This is a genomic window from Providencia rettgeri, assembly GCF_041075285.1.
GTDB classification, from domain to species: Bacteria; Pseudomonadota; Gammaproteobacteria; order Enterobacterales; family Enterobacteriaceae; genus Providencia; species Providencia rettgeri_G.
This window is the reverse complement of the sequence record NZ_CP163512.1, coordinates 1,552,617-1,569,898: the sequence shown is the minus strand read 5'-3', so window position 1 is coordinate 1,569,898 and position 17,282 is coordinate 1,552,617. Positions and strand designations below refer to the sequence as shown.

The following is a 17,282-nucleotide window of genomic DNA, read 5'->3' as shown; positions in this document are numbered from 1 at the left end:
TTCATCTGATTAGGAGCTGTGTGTGTCTTTGGAAAAATGTCAGAAAAATGAAAACTTATCTATTGAAGCTGTTTTGGATAAACTTTCGTTGTTATATTCAAATGCCATTCAATCATTAAGAGATGCCATTGCGATTTATGTTACAGAAGGGCAGATACCAGATGCAGACCAACGAGAAAATGGGTTGTTTGCGTATCCTGAACTTTGTGTCACATGGGAAGGGAAAATTGATCATTGTGAAAAAACGCGTGCCTATGCGCGTTTTGTAAAAAAAGGGGATTATTCCATCACAGTGACTCAACCAGAGTTATTTCGCAGCTATTTAACGGAACAACTTTCTATTTTACAACAAGACTATGAGGTCTCTTTTAGCGTTCGCCCATCTAAAACGGAAATTCCGTATCCATTTGTGATTGACGGCTCTGATTTAGTGCTTGATAGGAGTATGAGTAGCAGTCTTGCGGCTCATTTTCCTATTACAGATTTGTCGCATATTAGTGATGATATTACGGATGGTTTATATACTGTTTCCGATGAAATGCCATTATCACATTTCGATGCATTACGAGTAGACTTTTCACTTGCGCGCCTTAAACATTATACTGGTACGCCGCCTGAACATGTGCAACCCTATGTTTTATTCACCAATTATAATCGCTATGTGGATGAGTTTGTTAGTTGGGCTTGCGAACAAATTCGCGACCCTGACAGCCGTTATATTGCGCTGTCATGTGTAGGTTATAACTATCTCACGGATGAAAATGCGGATCCGCAAATTGCCATTTCAGATATGACATGGAAAAAATTCCAAATGCCTGCCTATCATCTGATAGCACGAGATGGCGCCGGAATAACATTAGTGAATATTGGTGTTGGCCCATCAAATGCCAAAAACATCTGTGATCATTTAGCGGTTTTAAGGCCTCATACATGGTTAATGATCGGTCATTGCGGTGGTTTAAGGGAAAGCCAGAAAATTGGCGATTACGTTTTGGCTCATGCATATTTGCGCGATGATCATATTTTGGATGATGTATTACCACCAGATATTCCTATTCCAAGTATCGCAGAAGTGCAACGGGCACTTTATGATGCGACCAAACAAGTGAGTAATATGCCGGGCGAATTGGTTAAGCAGCGTTTACGTACTGGAACGGTGGTGACCACAGATGATAGAAACTGGGAATTGCGTTTCTTTGCTACTGCAAGGCGCTTTAGCTTAAGTCGTGCCGTTGCCGTGGATATGGAAAGCGCGACCATTGCGGCGCAAGGTTATCGGTTTAGAGTCCCTTATGGCACGCTTTTGTGTGTGTCGGATAAACCGTTACATGGGGAAATAAAATTACCTGGCCAAGCGAACAGTTTTTATGAAGGGGCTATTTCAGAACACCTACAAATCGGTATTCGCGCTATTGATTTACTACGTCAAGAGGGTGATAAACTCCATTCTCGCAAGTTAAGAACCTTTGATGAACCCCCATTTAGATAGCAAGGAGAAGCAATCTATGGATTTAATACCTGAAATCGAAACAGAAAGACTGATTTTATCGAAACACCAAGCCAGTGATTTTCCTGCGTTAACCAAATTATGGGCAACAGAATCCGTGGTGCGTCATATTGGTGGCGTGCCGTCGACAGAACGCGAATCATGGATGAGAATGTTAGCCTATGGTGGATTGTGGCCACTACTGGGTTTTGGTTATTGGGCTGTAAGGGAAAAAGTGACTGGGCAGTATATCGGTGATCTGGGGTTTGCAGATTTTCATCGTATGGTTGAGCCAAAAGTCAAGGGGATACCTGAAGCGGGCTGGGTAATTGCGCCTGAATTCCAAGGTCAAGGCTATGCCACAGAAGCGATGCAAGGGGGGCTAGCTTGGCTAAAATCACAAGACAAGTTTCAGCAAACCATCTGTTTTATTGAACCGAGAAATTTACCGTCATTACGGGTTGCTGAAAAGTTAGGTTATGTTGTTGATCGTGAGATCTTTATGAACGGAAATATTACTGTTCTGTTAAAGCAGAAACTAACGCCTACAGCGTCATAATCTCAACGGGTTATCCTTCTATGCATGATGAATTAGATATTTCGTAAGTGAGTCAATTATCAGGTTTAGTGACCTCGACACGACGCTATTATGAAGAAAAGGGGCTAATTAAGCCCATCGGGCGCAAAGACTTAAAGCGTATTTATCATGGTAAAGATGTGATAACCCGTTTGTTATGGATAAGTTTAGGGCAGCAGGTCAAATTTTCACTTGATGAAATTACAACCATGCTTAATCATCAAGATGGACCAAATATTGAATGGGCGAGTTTGATAGCAAAAGCGGAACAGATTGAGACAACGACTCAAAATTTAGCGGCATCAAAAGATGGCATTATTCATATCGCTAATTGCCCAGAGAAAAATCATATTTTATGCCCTAATTTTCAAAAGATTATGCATACTAGCTTAAAGTTAAAGCGCATTAAAAATAAACAATTCTGACTATTATCCCAATTTTGATATTAATAAATCCCATTTTCAATTATAGAGTGGGATAACACTGCCAGTTACACTCTTAAAATTGACTGAATAATTTTAAGGTTTGTATGTCTACTCATTTTCTTGCTTTTGAAAAACCCATTGTTGAACTGAATGAAAAAATTGCCGCATTAGTGGCGTTTAAGCAAAAGGGGCATCCCAGTGAAATTAACCTTGAAGAAGAAATTAAGCTCTTAGAAAACAAGTGCTACTCATTGACGAAAACAATTTTTGCTTCCCTTGGCGCATGGGAAATTGTCCAGTTGGCAAGGCACCCACAAAGGCCTTATCCTCTTGATTATATTCCGTTAATTTTTACAGAGTTTCAGGAGCTAGCGGGGGATCGTGCCTATGCTGACGATAAAGCGATGGTTGGAGGTTTAGCGCGTATTGCGGGGCGACCTGTCATGGTTGTAGGGCAACAAAAAGGGCGAACAACACAAGAAAAAGTGATGCGTAACTTTGGCATGCCATCCCCTGAAGGCTATCGTAAAGCCCTGCGTTTAATGCAAATGGCTGAACGTTTTCGGTTACCTGTCATTGCCTTGATTGATTCAGCAGGAGCATACCCAGGTGTGGGAGCAGAAGAGCGAGGGCAGGCTGAAGCTATCGCAAAAAACGTGTTAGAAATGTCCCGCTTAAAAACACCCATTATTTGTGTTGTCACCGGTGAAGGTTGTTCTGGCGGTGCACTTGGGATCGGTGTCGGTGATCGCATTAATATGCTTGAATATAGCACGTATGCTGCGATTTCCCCTGAAGGATGTGCATCCATTTTATGGAAAGACGCGCAAAAAGCACAAGTTGCCGCTGAAGTTATGGGAATGACAGCATCTAGACTTAAAGAGTTAGGTATTATCGATACGATTATACCTGAACCACTCGGGGGGGCGCATCGGGACTATCAGTTAGCAGCTAAAAATATAAAACAGCAGTTGTTAGTCGACTTAGCTACGCTAACCCAACTCGATACAGAGACTTTATTATCAGAACGTTACCAAAAAATCATGGCATTTGGTTACTGCTAATGTTATTAGTTTAGGTCAATCATGTTGAATGAAAAGGAAGTGTGCAGGGTGGTTGACCTAAATTTATTAAAGGTTTTTATTGCGGTCGCAACGCAAGGGAACTTTATTAATGCGGCAAAGCAGCTTTCAATGCCATCATCCAATGTTAGTCGCCAAATTAAACAATTAGAAGAACAGTTAAATTGTCGTTTAATTGAACGGACTACAAGGCAAATGCGTTTAACGGAATCGGGTAATATTCTGTTTGAACAAAGCCAAACGTTGATCCGAGAACTGGATGATCTTGTTCAGCAAATCAGTTATCCTCAGGCGGTAACAGGCACGTTACGTCTGACCATTCCAAGTGAAGCGGGTAGCGTATTATTAGCCGACTTATTAGCAAAGTTTGCTTTATTACATCCACAACTGCATATCCATTGCGATACTCAATTAATGCCTCTTGATGTTATCAGTGATGAAATTGATTTATTACTTACTTTTCAACGAGGTATGCAAGAGGACAGTAGTTATCATTCACGACTAGTTAAATCATGGCAAAGTGTGGTTGTGGCATCTCCTAAGCTTATTGATGAAGTTGGTCGACCTCAAACAGCGGCTGATTTAGCAAAACGACCTTGTATTTCAAGTCTTAGTGCTTTGCAGGGGCAACCATGGATTTTTATTGATCATCAAGGTAAGCAACGTAATGTGATGATAAATAGCCCATATCGGGTAAATAGCGGGGTACTTGCTCACGCAGCTGCGGTTAATGGTGTTGGTTTTGCTATTTTGTCGTTAGAAGCTTGCCATAAACAAATTACCTCAGGTGAGCTTGACGTTATCCAGTTGACGGATGTAAAACCTGCACCGATAGAACTAAGAGCGGTGTACGCGAGTCGAAGTGCGTTATCACCGAAAATTGAGCTTTTTTTAAACTACTTACTGCAAAATATTTAGCGGAGAAATGAGCGGGGGTTGATTAAGGTGAATACAAAAAAATAACAAAGGATTATCTGGCAGTTAGCGCTTTTTCGATAAATGCCAGAATTGAGTAAAAATGACAGGTTATTTATCACCACGAAATCGGGTAGTTAACCCTTTGAGGAAATAACGCAGGAGCTGATCCCCACATTCACGGTAGTTTTTATGTCCCGGTTTGCGGAAAATCGCATTGAGTTCAGGTTTTGAAACCCGGAAATCGGCTAATTGGTAGATCTCAATCATGTCAGTATCTTTTAATTCAAAAGCCACACGCAATTTTTTGAGAATAATATTGTTATTGAGGCGGCTTTCAATTTGTGGTGCAGGGCGATTTTCATCTTTACCACGGCGATGGTAAATTAAGCCGTTTAGAAAGTGTGCGGTTACATTATCGTTGCATTCAACATATTCAGGTTCACTCTCTTTTTTTAGCCAGCACACCATTTCTTCTTTCGTCACTGCTAAATCTGCCAGTTTTACGATTTTAACCATTTGAGCATCGCTCAAGTCCAACATATAGCGAACACTGCGTAAAACATAATTATTAAGCATGATTTGGTGTTATCCATTATTTACAAAATTATTTGGCGCAATCAAAAAGCCAATGGATCACTGACTTCCATTAAGAAAGGGAGTAATTGAATAGGATTGTATTGCGACGAAGTAACCTATTATGCGGGATTCGCGGGATAAAGCAAAGTGTTGCAACTTGACTTTATCCGAGTTGTATAACATTAGCCCATAAAATAAATCAATGAATAAAAAAATACTAGGGTTAGACCTACGGTTAATAGCATGTTTTTAAGTATCGATGCGACGACGACACAGAATAGCGCCCCCCACAAATAGGGGTTATCAGGAAAATTTCTAACCTCATGATTTTCTAATAAAATAACAGGTGCACAAATGGCGGTTAATAAGCAAGGAGCGGAATAGCCTAATGCTTGACGGATAATCAACGGTAGCCTGATCGGTAGTTGAGGAATTAAAAAGACATAACGCAGGGTAAAGATAACCGCAGTTAACGTGATAATTAAAAGCCAAATCATTTTTCTTCCTTTAGTACACGTGAAACGATAACAGATACAAACATTCCCCCCACGCCAGCAATGACGATAGCACTACTGATGGCGTACATAGATAGGGCAATGGCGACGACAAGAGAGAAAATCACACCACACAAGGTGCTGATCTTTTTCGTTAAAGGCACAACGATGGCCAGCAAAGTCGCGACAACGGAGAAATCGAGGTGTAAGCGGCTTAAATCACCCACAATATTTGCCATCGCAATGCCACATAGGCTGGTAATCAGCCAAACAAGGTAAAAGCTGAACCCCGCACCAAATAAGTATGGAAAACTTAAGCTTTGGCGTTTTGCTGCACTGATGGCAAAGAGTTCATCGGTTAGAAGAAAGCCAATGCTGAGTCGCTGAGGTGTCGTGAAATCCTTAACTTGGGGACGTAATGTAAGTCCATACAGTAAATGTTGCGATGTGATAAAGAATACAGAAATAACTATCGTGATAAAACCTGTGCCTGAATTGAGTAGGCCAAGGGTAACTAATTGTGCCGCACCAGCAAAAACCATGGCAGACATTGCAACACTTTGCCAAAAATCTAATCCGGTCTCTACGGCCATTGAACCTGCTAATACTCCCCAAGGGATCACCGCGAGATTAAGGGGGGCTGAATGAACGGCGCCATCCATCATGGCTTTTTGCCAGTGGCGATTTTGCTTTGAATCCATGTTAACGAATACCTATTTAAATCATGAGCCTGTAATCTGTTAAATCATATTAAGGATATGAATTGGCGGCAGATAGAATAAAATTGCTCTTTATATTATTTGATGGCGAACAAAATTACCTGGAGTGACACCTAATGATTGCTTAAAGTGCCGCGTAAAATGGCTTTGGTCAGAAAAACCACATAAGTTTGAAACATCGGCAGGGGAATTTCCTGCTAACAACAGTTTTTTGGCTTTATGCAAGCGAGCTTGAACCAAAAAAACATGAGGCGTTGCGCCCGTGTGGAGTTTAAATTGCCGTAAAAAATGCCATTGGCTGACTCCCGCGATTTGGGCAAGTTCAGCTAATGAGTGGTCTTGCTCACAAGTCTCTATCATTAATTCGCAAATTTGTTCTATACGCTGTTTGGCGGGGGGAATTTTAGTTAACTCAGTTTTAGTCCGGTTATAACGTAGTGTTAACCAACTTAATGTGGAGAGCAATAAAGTTTCTTTGAGTAATAGATTACTAGGTTGTAACAGCAGGCTGAATAATAACCGTAGTTGAGCAGCAAGCCCAGGATCATGCACCACTGCGACAGGAAACCAAGGGACTACCCCTTGATTTTCCAGTTTCAAGCCAGTGGTGAGTTGAGAGAATATGTCCGGGGTCGGATAGATTGCTTGGTATGACCAACCATTTTCCATTGCAGAGGATCCTGTATGGATTTCATCGGCATTGACTAAAATAATATCACCTTTTGGTGCATAATGGTTTTCGCCTGTGCGAAAGAATTGCTGGGCACCTTCTTCAATCACACCAATACAGAACCCTTCGTGGCTATGACGAGAGAATTTTTGTTGGTGATACCGAGCTTTTATCATTTCAAGGCCATTGAGCTCTTGTAAATGAAAATAGTGAGCACTTTCCATAAGATCCCTAAAAACTGATTAAATATAAAATATTCACAGTTTTAATTACCCAAGATTTGTTAATTAAATGTGAGTTTAAACCATTTCTAATATTGTTTAAAAAAAATTACGATGACTCTTGATTGAATTGTTGCTGAAATTAATCATTCCGATGTTATAGCGCGAAATGAGAATCAGATCACTAGGGCTGTTTATCTTTGATGGTCAATTTTAATTCGAATTAAAGCCATTTTAGGCAAGGTGAGAGGTTCGCCGCCTTGTGAACTCGGCAAGAGCCTCTCAACACAGCGTTAAATGAGTGAAACGTGCTTTAATCGAACCCGTAGGGCCGCGTTTAGGGACAATATTTGATTCAAATCGTTGTCAGTTAGCACGACGGATATATTTCCCTATTTTTTTAGTTATCTCTCAACCTTTTTTAGCAGTAAAAATCAGCAGCAAAGATAAACAGCCCCTAGCAACATCATAAAGGGTAAACATTCATATAAGTCTATTTAAAATGTATTTATCAGCATATAATGCTAACAATTAATGTGTTTATGGTTTGGTTCTAATTTGATGATGGTAGTTGAATTAAAATTCCAGAATGCTAACTATCAAGTTGTTATATATCCTATCTTTTGATTAATTATTGGTTGTTTCATCTGTATATTGGCATTGTGTCTAGTGATATCTTTTATAAAAAAATAAAACCTGTATCATAATCACTATCAGAAAGTAATGTGAATTTTTTGTTATAACTTTTATTGAGTTAGCGGGTTTCCTATGCTTGAAAATCTCGGTATTACAAACTTATGGACTTATCTTATCGGTGTGATTTTTATTACATTGGTACCAGGCCCTAATTCTTTATTTGTTTTAACTAGTAGTGCAAAATATGGTGTGAAAAATGGTTATAAAGCAGCGCTAGGTGTATTTACAGGAGATGCGATATTGATATTCCTGTCTTTTTTAGGTGTTGCTTCATTAGTCAAAACATCGCCAATCTTTTTTAGTGTGATTAAATACGCGGGTGCAGCTTATTTATTTTATTTAGGAATAAAAACGCTTTATAGCGTATTACACAAAAAAGAGGGAGCCCATGATGTTGAAACTATTATTTTAGAAACGAAAGGAACCTATAAAAAAGCGGTGTTTTTAAGCCTACTAAATCCTAAAATGATTATTTTCTATGTGTCATTTTTTATACAGTTTATCGATCCTGCTTATCCCAGTGCAGGGGTGCCATTTTTTATTCTTGGTGTGATTTTAGAAACCTGCAGTATGATTTATTTATCACTACTGATCTTCGGTGCCGTTGCCGTGACAAATATGGTAAAACACAATAAGAAACTATCAAAGTTCTCCAATAGTTGTATTGGGGCTGTATTCTTAATGTTTGGCGCTAAATTAGCGTTAACAGCCTAAAAGATAACGGAATTAAACATGAAATAGCCAGTGAATTGCTGGCTATTTTTTTATCTATTAATAATACCATTTTAACGCTTCATAACCGTAACAAGCTCATCATTCACTTCTCGCTGCTCCACATCTTGCCACCCCATTTTTCGATAAAGTGCTTGCATATCAGGGGTGTATAGGTAAAGACTTTCGTTTGTGAATTGCCTATAGTACTGATAAAGCGCCTCAATAAGCTGGCTGCCAATCCTTTTTCCTCGGGCTGATGGCACAGTTAAAACCTCACCGAGCCACCAAGTTGCCTGTTGAACATCAGGAAGTTCATGAAAAATCGTGCTGGCGGTTGCCAGTAGCTGCTCATTATTATCCACAAAACAAGACAGAATTTGCGGATTAGCCGCTTGGCTTCGCTTTAGCAACCTTTGTTTGATCTGTACAGTGTCTGCCCATGGGGATAAGTTAGCCCATTCTTGGTTTAATGCATGGCTAATTTGATCAATTAATAGCGTGTCTTGCTCAGTTACAATCACAAAACGCATATTTTTAGTTCTCACATAAAAGTAAATTAGGTAGAAGTGTATCTAGTTGCGTGAAAATTCGACGATAAATATCTCTGATAACAGCATTTTTATTATCATTATACTCTTTGACATAGTTGGCATTGACTACCGCAGCGAATTTAGCGCTGGCATATCTTGCTCTATCTTCGGGATGGGCAATTAACCAGTTACGAAATAGTAAATGGCGTAGATGCTCAGGACAATTTGGTGCAAAGATGTGCAAGTTAACATTAGGATTCTGTAATTTCAGCATGCGATGCTGATACCAAGAGGGTTCTCGTACAGTCAGTTCAAACCCAAGCTTTTCGAGGGCGGGTACATAACTTTTTTCATCCGCGGGATCGACCACGATAAGGTCAATATCAATAACAGGCTTAGCTGCTAAGTCTGGAATGGCTGTCGAGCCAACATGGACAATGTTTAGTGCGTTATCTTGTAGGGCCTCATAAATTTGTTTTTGTTGCTGTTGATAAACTGTTTCCCATCGCCGATCATAAGGTACAACCTGAATTTGGCAAGGCGTGGGCTTTCCTTTTACCCAAGGATTTTCAAGTGGATCACCTTCATTAAAGTACATAACCTGTTGTTTGTGATCTTCGAAAGAAAAGCGCATCGACTGCTCCTATTCAATTTATATATGACGATTAATAATAAAGTAAATAATTATCGTGATCGCGCTTTGCGTGCCTATGGAGTATCGTTAATGCTTATGGATAAATTTTTTTGAAACTGCAACTTAGAAAAATGCCACAGGTTGATGCAATCATAAAGGCATTAACGGTTTCATTGAGCAGCCAAACTGAAAGTAGCAAAGCAATAACGGGCTGTAATAGCGCTAAATGATTCATTTAAAATGAAGAGAGAAGAATGATGTTAAAACACCTTATCGACGTTGCGAAACAATATGCAAAACCAGCGACTTTTAATGGCTATATAGAGAGTGGGCATGTTGCTGCCGCATTAGAAACCGTTGATGGTAAAATTTATAGTGGTGTGAGCATCGACTCGGCTTGCTCATTGGGTTTTTGCGCAGAACATGCAGCCGTTGCAGATATGCTTAAAGAAGGGCGTTCAGTGATAAAGGCGATTGTTGCGGTTGATGCATCAGGTTGTGTTGTACCACCTTGTGGTCGCTGCCGTGAGCTACTTAGCCAACTATCTGATAAAAATAAAGCAACCGTTGTTGGCGTTGATGACAATACCCAAGTGACTCTTGCTGAACTTATGCCATATGATTGGAAAGCCCCACGTTGTTAAGCATTAAAAAGGTTGCTATTAAATGAATGAAGAGGTTAAACATTTTACAGCCACGGCAATGATCCGTAACGCAAAGGGCGAGTTCTTACTCCATGAGCACCCTAAGCTTGGTTTTTGGTTACCGCCTGGGGGGCATATTGAAGAAAATGAAGAGCCACAAGAGGCATTGTACCGTGAAGTGTTAGAGGAAACAGGGTTAGATTGTAAAATTATCAGTTGTGGATATCCTTTTAAAGCTCAGGTCTCTGACTCCTCTCATACACAATCTTTGCCGTTGCCAATGGCCATTCTTAAAGAGTTTATTGTGGATAAGAAAAAGGGTGACCATTGGCATATTGATATGGTGTATTTATGTGAATTAACTTCACCAGAAAAGCCGCCTTTTTCGCCATTTTACTGGGTAACTTTTCAACAGTTGGTGAACTTAAATATCCCCAAAGATGTTATTGAACTGGCAAAGATGGCAAATGAATATTATCGGGAGGTTAATCAGGGTCAATTGTGAATTGGTTTATTGAATTAGTATTGATAGTATTAATTACTGACAGCCATTCCATCAAAAAACGAATAATTGCTCATTAATGCAGCGAACTTCACTGTAAAACAAAGAATTTATGCCATAACTTTTCCCGTGCGTGCTATATTTCTCTGCTAGGTTTGGTGTCTTATGTTGGAGCAGATAAATGAGCAAAATACGGGTAGGTGTAATTTTTGGTGGAAAATCGACAGAGCATGAAGTTTCTCTGCAATCTGCTAAAAATATTATTAATGGTCTCGATCGTGATAAATTTGATGTGTGCCTTTTAGGGATCAATAAAGAAGGTCAATGGCATGAATACAATGAAGCCGATTTTCTTCTCCATGGTAATGATCCATCTCGCATCGCATTAAATACACCCAAACGCAGCATCGCACTGGTTCCAGGAAGAACTCGTGAGCAATTTATCTCCCTTGAAGATGCAAAGCCACTACCGCAAATTGATGTTATTTTCCCTATTGTTCACGGTAACTTAGGAGAGGATGGGTCATTACAGGGGCTGTTACGCATGGCGAATTTGCCATTTGTCGGACCGGGTGTATTAGGTTCGTCCGCCTGTATGGATAAAGACGTGACTAAAAGATTACTCAGAGATGCGGGTTTAAATATTGCCCCCTTTATTACCGTGCTCAAAAATGAACGTGCAACAATCGAATATCAAGGGACAGTCGCACAGTTAGGTCTGCCCTTGTTCATCAAGCCTGCAAATCAAGGTTCATCAGTAGGGATCAACAAAGTCAATAGTGTAGCAGAGTTTGAAGCAGCGCTGGATTTTGCATTTTTATTTGATACCAAAGTACTTATTGAAAGTGCAGTAAAAGGGCGTGAAATCGAGTGTGCCGTCTTAGGTAATGAAGAACCGCTAGCCAGTCCTTGTGGTGAAATTGTTTTACACGATAGTTTTTATGCGTATCACACCAAGTATATTGATGAAAATGGAGCTTCTGTGGTCGTTCCTGCTCAGTTAGATGAAGCTGTGAGTGATAAAATTCGTGGGATTGCATTATCAGCATATCGTGCATTAAATTGTAGCGGTATGTCCCGTGTGGATGTTTTTTTAACGGAAACTAATGATGTCATTATCAATGAAATCAACACATTGCCAGGTTTTACCAATATCAGTATGTACCCGAAACTGTGGCAGCAAGGTGGCATGACCTATCAGCAGTTAATTAGCCGCTTAATTGAGTTAGGCATTGAAAAATTCCAACAAACAGCGATGTTGAAAACGGCATGTGATGAAATTTAATCATGCCGTTATTCTATCTCGGTAGTTGTTATTATGACTACCGAGATGATTCCTTGCACTCGAGCAAGCCTATTTAGCCACCTTGAATTTGTGCCTTCATCTGTTGTAAAAACAAGGTGGTTTCCTTTGGTGATGTAAGCCGAACAAACTGAATATGGCGTAAGTTGATATTTGCCATATGTTTTAGGTTTCTTGCCTTATTTGGGTAGTATGTTTTTAAAAGCCACAAAATAATCGAGTCCCGGCTGAAAAAAGCATTTTTCCAACACTCTTTATTACCTGTATTTTTCCACAGTTCTTCCCCTGAACGAATACGTGATACTGTGCGTCTGATAGACTGGTAAAGCGTTCGGGGTAAGGAGTAGTCAAGCCAAATCACCATATCGACATCTTTCCATTTAATGGGTTGAGTTCGAGTGTAGTTCCCATCAAGCACCCACCCCGATGTCGCCTGTTCCAATGCAGCGCTAAGCTTACGGTTAAGTGCATCATCTGAAGAGCCTTGCCAGTCAGCTAACCAATACAGGCTATCCAATTCGATAGCGGGAACATCTAATAATGATGCAAGTTGTTGGCAAAGGGTGCTTTTACCGCTGCCGCTGGTACCAATAATATTAATTTTCATACATGTAGACGTCAGATATATTTGCGATAAATAGATGGAAAAGTTGGCTTAATGCTAATGATAATCCGAGCCATATTGGGAAGGCCACCCCTGAAGGAACCACAGTACGATCAAAGGTTCCAATTCAGGAGTATCGCGTAAATAACGCCAGAAACGTAGATTATTTACACCAGACATAGTTGATATAACGGAATAATGGCTCAAAACCAAATTTTTTATACAGGTCAAACCCTGCCTCTGAGGCATCTAGGAAACAGTGTTCCACTCCTTGCTGGCGGCAAAATGCTAACGCATAAGCAATCAGTTGAGAGGCGTAGCCATTGCCTTGATACCTTGGTTCGGTACCAATATCATCAAAGCGGGCGAGAGTACCTTCAATTGTTACTGTCATTGAAGTCGCAGGTTCGCCGTTGACAAGTAATACAAGGTGAAATTGTGGTGCACCTTGTTGCAATGCATCTTCATGATAACGTACATATTCCTTAATAACCTGATCGTGCTCTTCAGATAGGTAAAAGGCGGAAACAAGCGGTTTTGCCCATAAAGACAAATCGTGATTCGCTAATACGATATCGACTTGGTTATCAGGCAGTTTAACATTATTTTGTTTTGCTAAGGTCAGAGCCATTGCTGTCGTGACGCTGTCACGTTTATACCCTAATGATTCGGCTTCAGTCACTACCTGTTGAAGCATTTCTTCAGGGATCACTAAGGTGTGATTTTTCTTCTGCGAAACAAATAGGTTGTGAGCCTGCATAAAAGCATGACTGGTTGAGTCAGGCTGCAAATAAATGAAGTTAAATGCGGGTGAATTAAGGGGAGTTAGATAGCAAATTGTGTGTTGTGCAATCTGGATACTATGTTCACAAATAGATGTCCAAAACGTTTTTTCAATCGATTGATAATGTCTTAAGTAGTACAAAGGAATATTCATTTGTCAGTTACCTGATGCAAAACGAGTTAATCGATATGGGCCAAGGGCAGCTTGTTCTGATCCATGCAAAATTTCATCTTGAGCCAATTGGCATATCAGCGGCGCTAGCGTGATCGCAGCGTGCATACTGATAATATATAAACCTTCGAAATCAGCAACTTTTCCGACAATTGGCATCTCATCTTTAGGCATAGGTCTCATTCCGATGAAAGCTTTTTCAAGATTTAACCTATGACTACCTATAAATGAATTTTTGATAACTGTTAGGGCGTTTTGTGCGATACATATGAGGCTATGCTCTGGGCGGTCACTTAAGTAATCTTCAGCGCACAGTATTTTACTCACAGAAACAGAATGTAGCTTCATTTTAGGTGTTGAAATAATGTGATGAAACAATTGTTTTTGATAAATACTCTACTAAGTTGCTACAACAAAGCCAGAGCCACGATAACAATGGTCTTTTTTGCTGTAGGATCCATGAGTTACCTGTGAAGAGTATCGTTTACAATCACTATATTAATGTTTTATTGCATTTATATACACAAATATTGTTATTTAGAGCATTATTATTCCTATAGCGAATATATGTAGTCACAAAGTCAGAGGGAAAATGAAGTATATTTTTGAGCAAGTGAATGTTTTTTCAGCCAGTAAACTGGATGGTAATCCCTTAGCCGTTGTTGTTGGGGCTGATAACCTGACAGACGAACAAATGAATAAGTTCGCAAAATGGACCAACTTAAGTGAAACCGTCTTTTTATTACAGCCAACAACCCCAGAAGCGGATTACCGAGTGCGGATTTTTACTGTGGAAGGAGAACTGCCTTTCGCGGGGCACCCAACTTTAGGGAGTTGTTTTGTTTGGCAGCAAACCTATGGGCAGCAACAGAAAACAACGATAACTCAAGAGTGTAAAGCAGGGTTAATTACCATCAAGATGGTGGATAACAGATTGGCATTTAAGGCTCCACCGCTTATCCGTAGTGGCGAAATTGGTCAAAATGAAAAAACAAAGGTATTGAAAGGCTTGGGGATCACAGAGGATGATATTGTTGATAGCAATTGGGTTGATAACGGTCCTGGTTGGATGGGGATCCAACTTAAATCGGTTGATAAGCTATTGAGTATTAAACCCGATTATTTTCAACTGAAGGGTTTTGATATTGGTTTATGTGCGATTTATCCTGATGGTAAAGATAAGCAACTTGAAGTTAGAGTTTTTTGTGGCACCAGTTCAGTGGAAGACCCTGTTACAGGGAGCTTTAACGCAGGTGTGGCTCAATGGTTGATTGCGAAAGGGAAATTACCAAAACACTATATCGTTGGCCAAGGGCAGTGCGTTTATGGCGAAGGGCGAGTGTATGTGACGGCTGATGAAGAGGGAGTCTGGATTGCCGGAGATGTAATCAACTGTATTAGTGGCACTATCGAACTCTAATTGCTGAATTACCATAAGGTTGCTAATAAATGGCAACCTTATGTACAGGCTGAAATTAAACGCGAATAAAACGGGTAACAAAGGCAATAACCAGTAATAATGCAGAGATCATTAAAAGTGCCGTCGCTAAGGTGAATTGGAAGGCCACAAAACCAATGGCAGCGGGACCCGCTAAAATGCCTAAATAACCTAATGTTGATATTGCCGGTACAGCTAAAGCTTCAGGCATGGTATTTTGTTTACCAACGGCAGAAAACATCACAGGGACGATATTCGCTGAACCTGCGCCAACTAAAGCAAAACCAACGATAGCAAGGGCCAAATAAGGGGAGAGAACGGCAATCACAAAACCAAGGCAAGCCAGTATTGCGCCTAAAAAGACCACTCGAGCAGAGCCAACTTTGATGACTATCTTATCACCTAATAATCGGCCAATTGTCATCGTGGTCGCGAATGCCGCGAAACCTAACCCACCGAGAGTTTCTTTTAGTCGATGATGTTCGATTAAGAATACCGCTCCCCAGTCAAGCACAGCACCTTCTGCAAGGAAAACAGCAAAGCAAACAATCCCAATGACCAGCACAATACCTTTAGGAATAGCAATGAGTGGGCCTGTCGGTGCGTTTGCATAAGTAATTAAGCCGCTATAACTGATGATTAATAAAATCAATGCAATGACTGAAATAAAAATAGACGCTAAAGTGGCAGATGCCCCTAAGAGCAAAATAAGGCTCATGGTGCCTGCACCAACGATCCCTCCCACACTGTAAAACCCATGAAAGCCTGACATAACTGGCTTATCTGATGACTTTTCTACAATCACCGCTTGCACATTCATTGCACAGTCAGTCAGGGCAATAAAAATACCGAATAGTAATAAACCGGCAACGAGAAAACTGATGCTAGAAAGTGATGATAAGACAGGAAAAAGTAAGCAAAAACTGATGGTTGCGGTCACCATCAAACGGCGACATCCATACTGAGCGGCTAATGCCCCCGTCACTGGCATCGCAATTAAGGCTCCGCCCCCAAAACAAAGCAGTAACATGCCGAGTGTTGCATCATTGGCACCTGTATTGACTTTCACATAGGGGACGATAGCCGCCCAAGCTGCGGTAACAAACCCTGCAATAAAAAAGATAATGCGTGTGGAAATTCGCTCTTTTTTCGCAGGCACGAAATGCGCATTTTTATTGAGTTGTTGAGTAAATTGCATTTTTTATAATACTTTTTAAATGGTAAATTAACTATCTGAGTTTAAGATAGCCAGAACGCGTTCATGAAGGATTGGGCAACCTGTTGCGACGACAGCGCCCCCAGCTTCTGCGCGTTTTCCTTCCACAGTGGTGACTACGCCACCTGCACGCTCTATAATAGGGATCAATGGGACAATATCATAAGGCTCCAGTGCGAATTCGACACAAATATCAATTCTTCCTGCTGCAAGCATCGCCATTCCATAACATTCTCCCCCATAACGGGTCATTAGCACGCGCTCATTCAGTGCCATAAAGTGGATGTCAGGTCGAGCTGGAATAGGCTCTGGGGAGGTAGTATGCAAAATGGCGTGTTCTAATTTGACATTTTTTCGTGTGGATAAACGGAAATGTCCGTGTGCACTGCTTGTCCAACTGCCGTGTTGGTCAGCCCAAAAGCGTTCGCCAATAAACGGTTGACTCATCATCCCCATCACGGCTTTTCCGTGTTCAGTTAGACCAATTAAATTCGCCCACAGGGGGATCCCACATAAAAACGGACGAGTGCCATCTATTGGGTCGAGTACCCATTGCAGGTCGCCTTCCCCTGTAATGCCATATTCTTCACCCATAATAGAATGATTTGGATAGAGTTGCGTGATGTGTTCGCGCATGGCTTTTTCAGCAAGCTTGTCAGCTTGTGTAACGGGGTCAAAACGGTAATGCGCTTTTGGCTTACTTTCAACCACGTTTAGTTCATTAGTACGGTAGTACTCGAGAGAGATTTTCCCTGCTATATTTGCAAGTTCGTGTAAAAAGGCACTATCAGGGAGAGGGCTGTTATTCATATTTTCTTCCTTTTTATGTTGTGCAGATAGTATTTGACATAATGTGCTGCTCGATTATGATCATTTAA

21 protein-coding genes are annotated in these 17,282 nt (G+C 40.6%); 10 read left to right on the top strand and 11 right to left on the bottom strand.

Translation table 11 applies throughout. The annotated features are described in order from the left end of the window. Positions 1–22: 22 nt before the first annotated feature. The 5 genes from AB6N04_RS07120 (at position 23) to AB6N04_RS07100 (ending at position 4,488) form a co-directional block, all read left to right on the top strand. Positions 23–1,489 carry an AMP nucleosidase gene (locus tag AB6N04_RS07120; RefSeq protein WP_369311193.1) on the top strand — a complete coding sequence of 489 codons (1,467 nt, stop codon included), beginning with the start codon at positions 23–25 and terminating at the stop codon, positions 1,487–1,489. Between the two features lie 16 nt (positions 1,490–1,505). After that, positions 1,506–2,045 carry a GNAT family N-acetyltransferase gene (locus AB6N04_RS07115; protein WP_369311192.1) on the top strand — a complete coding sequence of 180 codons (540 nt, stop codon included), beginning with the start codon at positions 1,506–1,508 and terminating at the stop codon, positions 2,043–2,045. Between the two features lie 47 nt (positions 2,046–2,092). Further along, complete coding sequence (locus tag AB6N04_RS07110) at positions 2,093–2,488, top strand: MerR family DNA-binding protein (RefSeq protein ID WP_369311191.1); 396 nt, start codon at positions 2,093–2,095, stop codon at positions 2,486–2,488. A 104-nt stretch (positions 2,489–2,592) separates the two neighbouring features. Next, a complete protein-coding gene (accA, locus tag AB6N04_RS07105; RefSeq protein WP_369311190.1) occupies positions 2,593–3,552 on the top strand; it encodes an acetyl-CoA carboxylase carboxyl transferase subunit alpha in 960 nt (319 codons plus the stop codon). Between the two features lie 48 nt (positions 3,553–3,600). Then, complete coding sequence (locus AB6N04_RS07100; protein WP_369311189.1) at positions 3,601–4,488, top strand: LysR family transcriptional regulator; 888 nt, start codon at positions 3,601–3,603, stop codon at positions 4,486–4,488. 108 nt (positions 4,489–4,596) lie between these two features. On the opposite strand, the gene AB6N04_RS07095 is transcribed toward AB6N04_RS07100, so the two are convergent. The 4 genes from AB6N04_RS07095 to AB6N04_RS07080 form a co-directional block, all read right to left on the bottom strand. Continuing rightward, positions 4,597–5,064, bottom strand: coding sequence for a DUF1456 family protein (locus AB6N04_RS07095; RefSeq protein ID WP_369311188.1), 468 nt, complete (start codon positions 5,062–5,064; stop codon positions 4,597–4,599). A 182-nt stretch (positions 5,065–5,246) separates the two neighbouring features. After that, a complete protein-coding gene (locus AB6N04_RS07090; RefSeq protein ID WP_369311187.1) occupies positions 5,247–5,561 on the bottom strand; it encodes an AzlD domain-containing protein in 315 nt (104 codons plus the stop codon). After that, entirely contained in the window at positions 5,558–6,259 is a 702-nt protein-coding gene (locus AB6N04_RS07085; RefSeq protein WP_369311186.1) for an AzlC family ABC transporter permease, read from the bottom strand. Before AB6N04_RS07085 ends, AB6N04_RS07090 begins: the two co-directional genes overlap by 4 nt. A gap of 90 nt (positions 6,260–6,349) precedes the next feature. Then, entirely contained in the window at positions 6,350–7,171 is an 822-nt protein-coding gene (locus AB6N04_RS07080) for an AraC family ligand binding domain-containing protein (protein WP_369311185.1), read from the bottom strand. A 765-nt stretch (positions 7,172–7,936) separates the two neighbouring features. On the opposite strand from AB6N04_RS07080, the gene leuE reads away from it, so the two are divergent. Then, positions 7,937–8,578, top strand: coding sequence for a leucine efflux protein LeuE (leuE, locus tag AB6N04_RS07075; RefSeq protein ID WP_369311184.1), 642 nt, complete (start codon positions 7,937–7,939; stop codon positions 8,576–8,578). 71 nt (positions 8,579–8,649) lie between these two features. Here the strand turns inward: leuE and AB6N04_RS07070 are convergent, their stop codons facing one another. Next, a complete protein-coding gene (locus tag AB6N04_RS07070; RefSeq protein ID WP_369311183.1) occupies positions 8,650–9,108 on the bottom strand; it encodes a GNAT family N-acetyltransferase in 459 nt (152 codons plus the stop codon). A gap of 4 nt (positions 9,109–9,112) precedes the next feature. Next, positions 9,113–9,742 (bottom strand): GrpB family protein, encoded by a 630-nt coding sequence (locus AB6N04_RS07065; RefSeq protein ID WP_369311182.1) that lies wholly within the window; start codon positions 9,740–9,742, stop codon positions 9,113–9,115. Positions 9,743–9,996: 254 nt separating this feature from the next. Between AB6N04_RS07065 and AB6N04_RS07060 the strand changes: the two genes are divergently transcribed. The 3 genes from AB6N04_RS07060 (at position 9,997) to ddlA (ending at position 12,173) form a co-directional block, all read left to right on the top strand. Further along, positions 9,997–10,386, top strand: coding sequence for a cytidine deaminase (locus tag AB6N04_RS07060; protein WP_369311181.1), 390 nt, complete (start codon positions 9,997–9,999; stop codon positions 10,384–10,386). Positions 10,387–10,408: 22 nt separating this feature from the next. Next, positions 10,409–10,891 carry an NUDIX hydrolase gene (locus tag AB6N04_RS07055; RefSeq protein ID WP_369311180.1) on the top strand — a complete coding sequence of 161 codons (483 nt, stop codon included), beginning with the start codon at positions 10,409–10,411 and terminating at the stop codon, positions 10,889–10,891. A 178-nt stretch (positions 10,892–11,069) separates the two neighbouring features. Beyond that, on the top strand, positions 11,070–12,173 hold the full coding sequence (gene ddlA / locus AB6N04_RS07050; RefSeq protein WP_369311179.1) for a D-alanine--D-alanine ligase: 1,104 nt from the start codon (positions 11,070–11,072) through the stop codon (positions 12,171–12,173). Between the two features lie 73 nt (positions 12,174–12,246). Here ddlA and AB6N04_RS07045 read toward each other — a convergent pair whose 3' ends face one another. The 3 genes from AB6N04_RS07045 to AB6N04_RS07035 form a co-directional block, all read right to left on the bottom strand. Further along, positions 12,247–12,798: an adenylate kinase gene (locus AB6N04_RS07045; RefSeq protein ID WP_369311178.1), complete on the bottom strand. Its 552-nt coding sequence runs from the start codon at positions 12,796–12,798 to the stop codon at positions 12,247–12,249. A 160-nt stretch (positions 12,799–12,958) separates the two neighbouring features. After that, positions 12,959–13,732, bottom strand: a complete 774-nt coding sequence (locus AB6N04_RS07040) for a GNAT family N-acetyltransferase (protein WP_369311177.1) — start codon at positions 13,730–13,732, stop codon at positions 12,959–12,961. Between the two features lie 3 nt (positions 13,733–13,735). After that, positions 13,736–13,924 carry an FAD-binding oxidoreductase gene (locus tag AB6N04_RS07035; RefSeq protein WP_369311176.1) on the bottom strand — a complete coding sequence of 63 codons (189 nt, stop codon included), beginning with the start codon at positions 13,922–13,924 and terminating at the stop codon, positions 13,736–13,738. A gap of 418 nt (positions 13,925–14,342) precedes the next feature. On the opposite strand from AB6N04_RS07035, the gene AB6N04_RS07030 reads away from it, so the two are divergent. Further along, complete coding sequence (locus AB6N04_RS07030) at positions 14,343–15,170, top strand: PhzF family phenazine biosynthesis protein (RefSeq protein ID WP_369311175.1); 828 nt, start codon at positions 14,343–14,345, stop codon at positions 15,168–15,170. A 55-nt stretch (positions 15,171–15,225) separates the two neighbouring features. Here the strand turns inward: AB6N04_RS07030 and AB6N04_RS07025 are convergent, their stop codons facing one another. Both AB6N04_RS07025 and AB6N04_RS07020 read right to left on the bottom strand, forming a co-directional pair. Next, complete coding sequence (locus AB6N04_RS07025; RefSeq protein WP_369311174.1) at positions 15,226–16,386, bottom strand: MFS transporter; 1,161 nt, start codon at positions 16,384–16,386, stop codon at positions 15,226–15,228. A 27-nt stretch (positions 16,387–16,413) separates the two neighbouring features. Continuing rightward, the gene (locus AB6N04_RS07020; RefSeq protein WP_369311173.1) at positions 16,414–17,214 is read right to left on the bottom strand and encodes an inositol monophosphatase family protein; all 801 of its coding nucleotides are present in this window, start codon (positions 17,212–17,214) and stop codon (positions 16,414–16,416) included. Between the last annotated feature and the right edge of the window lie 68 nt (positions 17,215–17,282).

Excerpts from the sequence above, each read along its gene's own strand:
- AB6N04_RS07060 (WP_369311181.1), top strand. The coding sequence starts at position 9,997 with ATGATGTTAAAACACCTTATCGACGTTGCGAAACAATATGCAAAACCA.
- AB6N04_RS07080 (WP_369311185.1), bottom strand. The coding sequence starts at position 7,171 with ATGGAAAGTGCTCACTATTTTCATTTACAAGAGCTCAATGGCCTTGAA.
- ddlA (WP_369311179.1), top strand. The coding sequence starts at position 11,070 with ATGAGCAAAATACGGGTAGGTGTAATTTTTGGTGGAAAATCGACAGAG.
- AB6N04_RS07040 (WP_369311177.1), bottom strand. The coding sequence starts at position 13,732 with ATGAATATTCCTTTGTACTACTTAAGACATTATCAATCGATTGAAAAA.
- AB6N04_RS07055 (WP_369311180.1), top strand. The coding sequence starts at position 10,409 with ATGAATGAAGAGGTTAAACATTTTACAGCCACGGCAATGATCCGTAAC.
- leuE (WP_369311184.1), top strand. The coding sequence starts at position 7,937 with ATGCTTGAAAATCTCGGTATTACAAACTTATGGACTTATCTTATCGGT.
- AB6N04_RS07020 (WP_369311173.1), bottom strand. The coding sequence starts at position 17,214 with ATGAATAACAGCCCTCTCCCTGATAGTGCCTTTTTACACGAACTTGCA.
- AB6N04_RS07085 (WP_369311186.1), bottom strand. The coding sequence starts at position 6,259 with ATGGATTCAAAGCAAAATCGCCACTGGCAAAAAGCCATGATGGATGGC.
- AB6N04_RS07035 (WP_369311176.1), bottom strand. The coding sequence starts at position 13,924 with ATGCCTAAAGATGAGATGCCAATTGTCGGAAAAGTTGCTGATTTCGAA.
- AB6N04_RS07025 (WP_369311174.1), bottom strand. The coding sequence starts at position 16,386 with ATGCAATTTACTCAACAACTCAATAAAAATGCGCATTTCGTGCCTGCG.
- AB6N04_RS07090 (WP_369311187.1), bottom strand. The coding sequence starts at position 5,561 with ATGATTTGGCTTTTAATTATCACGTTAACTGCGGTTATCTTTACCCTG.
- AB6N04_RS07095 (WP_369311188.1), bottom strand. The coding sequence starts at position 5,064 with ATGCTTAATAATTATGTTTTACGCAGTGTTCGCTATATGTTGGACTTG.
- accA (WP_369311190.1), top strand. The coding sequence starts at position 2,593 with ATGTCTACTCATTTTCTTGCTTTTGAAAAACCCATTGTTGAACTGAAT.
- AB6N04_RS07045 (WP_369311178.1), bottom strand. The coding sequence starts at position 12,798 with ATGAAAATTAATATTATTGGTACCAGCGGCAGCGGTAAAAGCACCCTT.
- AB6N04_RS07065 (WP_369311182.1), bottom strand. The coding sequence starts at position 9,742 with ATGCGCTTTTCTTTCGAAGATCACAAACAACAGGTTATGTACTTTAAT.
- AB6N04_RS07070 (WP_369311183.1), bottom strand. The coding sequence starts at position 9,108 with ATGCGTTTTGTGATTGTAACTGAGCAAGACACGCTATTAATTGATCAA.
- AB6N04_RS07030 (WP_369311175.1), top strand. The coding sequence starts at position 14,343 with ATGAAGTATATTTTTGAGCAAGTGAATGTTTTTTCAGCCAGTAAACTG.
- AB6N04_RS07115 (WP_369311192.1), top strand. The coding sequence starts at position 1,506 with ATGGATTTAATACCTGAAATCGAAACAGAAAGACTGATTTTATCGAAA.